Genomic DNA, 6,980 nt, shown 5'->3' on the forward strand with positions numbered 1-6,980 from the left:
TACGCCGGGGGATAGTTATTTTCTAACAGCCTTAAAGCAATTTAGAAGCCAAATAACTACTGCTCACAATAAACCCCGGGCGTAAGCCCGAGGGATGGAGTGTGCGAACCCGCTACTAGAAAACTTTGTTTTCTCATTATGTTTAGTAGCGGGCAAAATTAAGCAACGCTGAAATTTTGGAGCAAAAGAAACCCCGAGCGTGAGCTCGGGGAGTTTCATTTTCTAACAGCCTTAAAGCAATTTAGAAGCCAAATCCGCCAGGTGGCTGCGTTCCGTCTTGGTAAACGTAATGTGCCCGTGGCTCTTTTGGCCTTTCAAGCGGTCCACCAAATAGGTAAGCCCGTTGGATTCCACATCCAAGTATGGCGTATCAATTTGGTACGGGTCGCCCGTAACAACAACCTTGGTGCCTTCGCCCGCGCGGGTTAAAATGGTCTTCATCTCGTGCGGAGTCAAGTTCTGGGCATCGTCCACAATCATATACTGGCCTGGGAGCGAGCGGCCGCGCATATGTGTAACGGAGGCGATTTCAATCTTGCCGCTGTCCAACAGGTAATGGGCTTTTTCTTCGCCTTCGTCCGGGTTGCGGCGGTCTGCCAAGAAAGCGAGGTTGTCGTAAATGGCACCCATCCACGCTTCCAATTTTTCTTCCTTGGTTCCGGGCAGGAAGCCGATGTCCTTGCCGACCGGGACGATAGAGCGGCACACCACCAAGCGGCGGTAGGCGTTTTCGTCCATTGTGCGCTGTAAGCCCGTGGCCAGCGTGATAAGCGTTTTACCCGTGCCCGCCGTACCGACGAGGGTTACAATGTCCAAACTGTCGTCAAGCAGCAGTTCCATTGCAAAGCGCTGTTCTTTGTTTAGCGGTTTAATGCCCCAAGCCGTCGGTTCCTGGGCGGAAAGCGGGCGCAGTACAAATTCCCCGCTGTTGGCCACGCGCCCGATAGCGGATTTTTTGCTCCCGTCGGACGCCTTTAAAATAATAAACTCGTTGGGATAATAAACCGCCGGGTCCACCGGGAGTTTTTTGTCGCGGTAGAACGCGTCAATCTGTTCCGCCGGAACTTCCAGTTCCGCTACGCCCGTGTACAGTTCGTCCACATTTACCTTATCGGACGTGTAGTCCTGTGATTCTAGGCCCAAGGCCTCGGCTTTCAGGCGCATATTAATATCCTTAGTTACCACAATTACGGGCGCGGCGTTCTTGCGGTAAGAGCCTTCCTTTTTGCTTAACGTATAGGCAATGTTTAAAATGGAGTTATCCGCCTTGTTAAACGCCAAGGACTGCGGCAAAATGTTGGGTTTATCCAATTCAATTTTGAGGATTCCGCCCTTGTCCAGTTTTACGCCTTCGTTCAGGCGCCCGTGGGAGCGCATTTCATCCAGCGAGCGGGACACCATACGCGCGTTTTTGCCGCGGGTGTCGCCCTCGCTTTTAAAGGCGTCCAACTCTTCAATGACGGCCATAGGGATAATAATGTCGTTATCCTCAAAGGCGTGCAGGCAGTTTACGTCGTGCAGAAGCACATTGGTATCTAGTATGAATGTTTTTTTCATAAGCCCCTCTTGTAGTGGCCCGTTGTAGGACGGGTTAATTATAGTATAGCCTTTCTTTCGCCGTAGTCAAGGGCTTTTCTCGTCGGTTGGAGCAAAAAATGTATATTTTGGCTAAAATATATATATGAAATATCTTTGCATACACGGACACTTTTACCAGCCACCGCGCGAAAATGCGTGGCTGGAAGAAATAGAAATTCAGGACAGCGCCGCCCCGTATCACGATTGGAACAGCCGCATTTGCGCGGAGTGCTACGCGCCGAACGCCTTGGCGCGCGTGCTGGACGGTAATAAAGATTTAATAGATTTAACCAACAATTATTCCCGCATTAGTTTTAACTTTGGTCCTACCCTGCTCTCTTGGATGGAAAAGGAAGAACCGCAGGTGTATCAGGCGGTGCAGGAGGCCGACCGTATCAGCCGCAAACGCTTTGGCGGCCACGGCAGCGCGATTGCCCAAGTGTATAACCATATGATTTTGCCGCTTGCCAACGCGCACGATAAAGTAACCCAGGTGCGCTGGGGCATTGCGGATTTTGAAAAACGCTTCGGCCGCAAACCCGAGGCTATTTGGCTGGCGGAAACGGCCTGCAATACCGAAACGCTGGAAGTTTTGGCCGCCGAGGGGATGAAATTTGTTATTTTGGCTCCCGGCCAATGTGCCCGCGTGCGCAAAATCGGCGAAAGCAAATGGCAGGAAGTCGGCTCCCGCGTGGACCCCAAGCGGGCGTACCGCTGTAATTTGCCCAGCGAAAAAAGTATTGCGCTGTTCTTTTATGACGGGCCCGTGTCGCAGGGAATTGCTTTTTCGGACACCTTGTCTTCGGGCGAAAAATTTGCCGCCCGCTTATTAGGCACTTATAACGCCGGGGACGAAGCGCAATTAATGCACATTGCCACTGATGGCGAAACGTACGGGCATCACCAAAAATTTGCCGAAATGGCCTTGGCCTACTGCCTTAAAAAGGTAGAGGAAACGCCGGGAGTGGAACTAACTGTTTACGGGGAGTTTTTGGAAAAATATCCGCCGCAGTACGAGGCGCAGATTGTAGAAAACACCTCGTGGAGTTGTTTTCACGGCGTGGAACGCTGGCGCGCAGACTGCGGGTGCAATTCGGGGATGAAGCCCGGCTGGAACCAAAAATGGCGCGGGCCGCTGCGCGATGCGTTAGATTATGTGCGCGACGAAATGGTAAAAACCTTTGAAACCGTGGGCGCGCAGTATTTTAAAGACCCGTGGGCTGCGCGTAATGATTATATTGATTTGATTTTGGACCGGTCGTTGGACGCCCAGCACCGCTTTTTCTTAAAGTATGCTACGGAAAAGGCGTGGCGGGACCGCCCTACGGCGCTAATGCTTCTGGAAATGCAGCGCAACGCTATGCTGATGTACACCAGTTGCGGGTGGTTCTTTGACGAAATCAGCGGTATAGAAACCGTGCAGATTATGCAATATGCCGCGCGCGCCATTGAACTTAACCGCGTGATTACGGGCGTGGATTTGGAGCCGGCCTTTATGGATAAGTTGGCCTTGGCGCCCAGTAACTTAAAGGAACTTAAAAACGGCCGCGTGGTGTATGAGCGGTACGTAAAACCGCAGGCAATGCCGATTGAAAAAATTGCGCTGGAATTTGTGGTGTCGGCCCTGGCGGACGAAACCGCCAACCCCAAGCGCGCCTACGAGTGCGATGTGTTAAATTACACGCCTATCCGTTTGTCCGTGCCCGGGGTTCACTTGTCCTACGGGGATATTACGCTTAAATCCCGCACGACGCTGTTGGAACGCCAAATGCACTTTGCGGTCTTTCAGCGCGGTTCGGCGGAGTTTGTCTGCGCGGCGGGCGAAGCGGGCAAAATGGACCGCAACGCGGTTTTTGCCCAAATGGAGCGGCTGTTTAAAGACGGGAAGTACGATGAGTGTGCTGAATTTACCCGCCAGTCGTTTGAAAAGACCTATCCGCTTATTTCTATGTTCCAAGACGTCCGGCGCAAGGTGGTGGACCTCGTTTTGCGCAAAATGGACGAGCAAATGGACGCCAAATTTACCGAAGTGTTTGAACGCCAATACCCGGTGGTGCGCGGTCTGCAACTGATCGGCGCGCCGATTCCCAAGCCGTTTTTGCGCGTGGCGGAATTTGTGCTGTCGGCGGATTTAAAGGCCGAGTTCCGCGCCGCCAACGTAAATGTAAACGCGGTAGAGGAACTAATGGAAGACGTGAAAACCTTGGGGTTGGACGTTTCGCGCGGCCCGGTGCGGGATGCGGTAACCGAAAAGTTGACCTTCTTGGCGTTTTCGTTTGCGCGCAATCCGGCCGATAAAGCCTGCGCGCTAAAACTGGTGGAATTTTTAAACTATGCGGAAATCTTCGGCTTTGAGCCGGACACGGTAAAAGCGCAGGAGTTTGTGTTCTTTGGCTTAAAGGCCTTAGGGGCGGAAGCCAAAACCAAGGATATTTTGCGTGCCTTGGCGCGTAAGTTAAAAATTGCCCTGTAAGTTTTTTGGACAGTAAAAACGGCCCCGCGCCAATCTCGCGCGGGGCCGTTTTGCATTAAGCCAAAATCACATTGGATCGCGTTTTAAGGGGAGTTTTTCCATAGCGGCTAATTTCTTTTTGGCCAGCGGTTCCCCTTGTTGTACGGCCATTAAATAATAGTGCAGGGCTTGGCTTGGGTCCTTTTCTACGCCCACGCCGCGCTCGTACAAATCGCCTACTAAGGTTTGGGCCAAGGGGCTCTTGTCCTCGGCGGCGGCCTTCATTAGTTCAAAGCCTTTTTTTTCGTCCTTTTGCGTGCCGATACCGTGCAGATAGCAAATAGCCCAGTTCACACGCCCCTCAAAATCGCCCGCTTCCGCCGCAGCCTTATACCATTGGAAGGTTTTGCCCAAATTCTGCGGGCAGCCGTGCCCGGCGTTATACAACCCTGCCAGGGCCGTCATTGCGCGCGTATGGCCGTTTTTGGCTGCCGTATCAAACCAATTAAAGGCTTGTCGGTAGTCTTGAATTACCTTTTTGCCTTGGTAATACATTAGGCCCATTTGGTATTGGGCTTCCGGGTCGCCCTGGGAAGCCTTTTGCAAGGTTTGCTTAAAGGGATTGTGGGCGTATTGGCGCAGGAAAAATAAAGCCAGCGCCAAAATAAAAATAACCGTTAGTCCTGTGCGCGTTTCAATCAGTTCCATAACGCTCCTATTTGGTTTTTACCAATTTGCGGTTGGTTAAAGTATAGACTTCGTCCGCATAGTCGGCGGCGCGGACGTCGTGCGTAACCATTAAAATAGTAAGGCCTTTGTCCTTACTCATTTTGGCAAAATCTTGGAAGACCTGCTCCTTACGGGCCGTATCCAGGTTGCCCGTGGGTTCGTCCGCCAGCAAAAGGGCGGGCTCGTTGCGAAGTGCGCGCGCAATGCTGGCGCGTTGTTTTTCGCCGCCCGACAGGTCTGCCGGCAGTTTGTGGCTGATAGCGCCCAAGCCCAAATTTTCCAAGAGCGCTTGGGCTTTTTTCGGGTCCGGTTTGCCGCGCATTAAGGCGGGCATATCCACATTTTCCAAGAGGGAAAATTCGGGCAGTAATCCGTCAAACTGAAAGACAAACCCCATTTTTTTAAGGCGCAAGGCTGAGCGGGCGGCTTCACTTTTAAGCGCGGTGATTTCTTCCCCATCCACAAAAATCTTGCCCGAGGTTGGCTTGTCCAGCATAGCAATTAAGTTTAAAAGCGTGCTTTTGCCCGAGCCGCTGGGCCCTAATAGAACGGTAAATTTGCCGCGTTTAATGGTAAGCGACACATCCTCCAATACGCAGAGGTCTTCTTCGTCGCCTTGTCCGTAAATTTTGGTTAAATGTTCAAGCGTAATCATATCATCCGTACCGTATCGCGTCCGTGGGATGTACGCGCGAAGCCTTTACCGCCGGGTACAAGCCCGCCACGAAGCAAATTAAATAACTGCCGCCTACCACGGCTACAATGTCCCACAACTGCATCCGCACGGGGACCTTGGTTAAATAGTAAATGTCGCCGGGGAGTTCCACAATATTAAAGGTGGCGATGATCCAGCACAGCAGGCACGCCAAAAGCAGCCCCAGCACAATGCCCAATGTGGCAATGACCATCGCTTCCCACATAAACACCTTGCGGATGAGTTTGGGGCTCGCGCCCATTGCGCGCATAATGCCGATGTCGCGCAGTTTTTCGGTGCCCAGCAAAATAAGGTTACCCGCAATGTTGAGCGAAGCCACGCCGATAATCAAAAATAAAATGATAAACATCATTGCTTTTTCCAGTTTTAAGGCCGCATAAAGCGTGCTGTTTAACTGGGCGAAGGTTTTGACGGAGTAGCCGTAACCCACCACGGGGCGGATTTGTTCGGCGGCTTTTTCGGCGTCGTTAATGTTGTGCAGACGCACGGCTAGGCCGGTGGTGCCCTGTTTGAGCCCGAAGAAATCGCTGGCGTGGCCTAAGGTGGTGTAGGCGATGGTATTGTCAAACTCGTAGTACCCGGTGCGCAAAAGGCCGCTAATGCGAAATTTTTTCATTTTGGGGAACATCCCCGCCGAAGTGGAAATGGATTGGGGGGAAATGAGTACGACGTCGTCGCCGATATCGGCCCCCAAATTGGCGGCCAGTTCCGTGCCCAATACTAAGGGCGGCGGAGCGTCTTTATCCCAATCGGGCGTAAAGGATCCGTCCACCAGCGAGTCCGCCAGATTGTTAATCTTTTTTTCCTGTTCCGGGTCCAGCCCTCGGACGATTAAGCCCACGCTTTGCCCGGCATAGGTGATAATGCCCTGTCCGTAAATGTGCGGGGCGGCGGCCTCTACCAGCGGCAATTTTTCCAAGGCGGCGATTTTCTTTTGATATGTCTCTTTGCGCATACGGCCAAAGATAAGGATATGGCTTTGCGCGCCGATGACTTTGTCTTTGATGTCGGTTTGAAAGCCGTTCATAACGGATAAAGTGGTAATGAGTGCGGCCACCCCCACACTGACGCCCGCCACGCCGATAAGCGTGGTGATAAAGGCGAAGAGCCCTTGGCGGCGCGTTAAGTAGCGCACGGCGATAAAACGTTCAAATTTCATAGTTGTATTTTACCTTATTTAAAGGGCGCTTGGGAAAAATGGGGGGAATAAAAAGAGGGCATACTGGGTATAAAGACTAGGATGACGACACCCACCAACTACCCAATCAGTAGATTCTGAAACCTATTAATAGACCCCGTACAGAAACACTACGGGGTGCCGCCTGGCGGTATGGGCGGCAATTCAGGATGACTTTTTTTTATAACAGCCTTACTTTTTTATTGTTGCCGTTTCGTTTGTTTGCGACATTACAAAAAGAGTGTTGCCCAATAAATCAAAAGGGCGCGGAAAATCTGCCGCCTGCAAGGCGCCGTCCGCTGGACTGAATGAAACTCCCCGAGCTCACG

Annotated in this window: 5 protein-coding genes; 1 reads left to right on the plus strand and 4 read right to left on the minus strand. The window is 51.9% G+C overall.

Going from position 1 to position 6,980, the window contains the following annotated elements:
• Positions 1–231: 231 nt before the first annotated feature.
• On the minus strand, positions 232–1,557 hold the full coding sequence (locus tag B2118_RS04685) for a PhoH family protein (protein ID WP_428053640.1): 1,326 nt from the start codon (positions 1,555–1,557) through the stop codon (positions 232–234).
• A 124-nt stretch (positions 1,558–1,681) separates the two neighbouring features.
• Here B2118_RS04685 and B2118_RS04690 point away from each other — a divergent pair, with 124 nt between their 5' ends.
• On the plus strand, positions 1,682–4,051 hold the full coding sequence (locus tag B2118_RS04690; RefSeq protein ID WP_428053642.1) for a DUF3536 domain-containing protein: 2,370 nt from the start codon (positions 1,682–1,684) through the stop codon (positions 4,049–4,051).
• A gap of 66 nt (positions 4,052–4,117) precedes the next feature.
• On the opposite strand, the gene B2118_RS04695 is transcribed toward B2118_RS04690, so the two are convergent.
• Genes B2118_RS04695 through B2118_RS04705 form a run of 3 tightly spaced genes read right to left on the minus strand, consistent with a single transcriptional unit; the run spans position 4,118 to position 6,633 of the window.
• On the minus strand, positions 4,118–4,738 hold the full coding sequence (locus B2118_RS04695; protein WP_428053644.1) for a tetratricopeptide repeat protein: 621 nt from the start codon (positions 4,736–4,738) through the stop codon (positions 4,118–4,120).
• Between the two features lie 7 nt (positions 4,739–4,745).
• Complete coding sequence (locus B2118_RS04700) at positions 4,746–5,414, minus strand: ABC transporter ATP-binding protein (protein ID WP_428053646.1); 669 nt, start codon at positions 5,412–5,414, stop codon at positions 4,746–4,748.
• A 1-nt stretch (position 5,415) separates the two neighbouring features.
• Positions 5,416–6,633, minus strand: coding sequence for an ABC transporter permease (locus tag B2118_RS04705; RefSeq protein WP_428053648.1), 1,218 nt, complete (start codon positions 6,631–6,633; stop codon positions 5,416–5,418).
• Positions 6,634–6,980: the final 347 nt, after the last annotated feature.

The sequence above is a fragment of the Candidatus Avelusimicrobium stercoris genome (genome assembly GCF_002437085.1).
GTDB classification, from domain to species: Bacteria; Elusimicrobiota; Elusimicrobia; order Elusimicrobiales; family Elusimicrobiaceae; genus Avelusimicrobium; species Avelusimicrobium stercoris.

Excerpts from the sequence above, each read along its gene's own strand:
- B2118_RS04685 (WP_428053640.1), bottom strand. The coding sequence starts at position 1,557 with ATGAAAAAAACATTCATACTAGATACCAATGTGCTTCTGCACGACGTA.
- B2118_RS04690 (WP_428053642.1), top strand. The coding sequence starts at position 1,682 with ATGAAATATCTTTGCATACACGGACACTTTTACCAGCCACCGCGCGAA.
- B2118_RS04695 (WP_428053644.1), bottom strand. The coding sequence starts at position 4,738 with ATGGAACTGATTGAAACGCGCACAGGACTAACGGTTATTTTTATTTTG.
- B2118_RS04700 (WP_428053646.1), bottom strand. The coding sequence starts at position 5,414 with ATGATTACGCTTGAACATTTAACCAAAATTTACGGACAAGGCGACGAA.
- B2118_RS04705 (WP_428053648.1), bottom strand. The coding sequence starts at position 6,633 with ATGAAATTTGAACGTTTTATCGCCGTGCGCTACTTAACGCGCCGCCAA.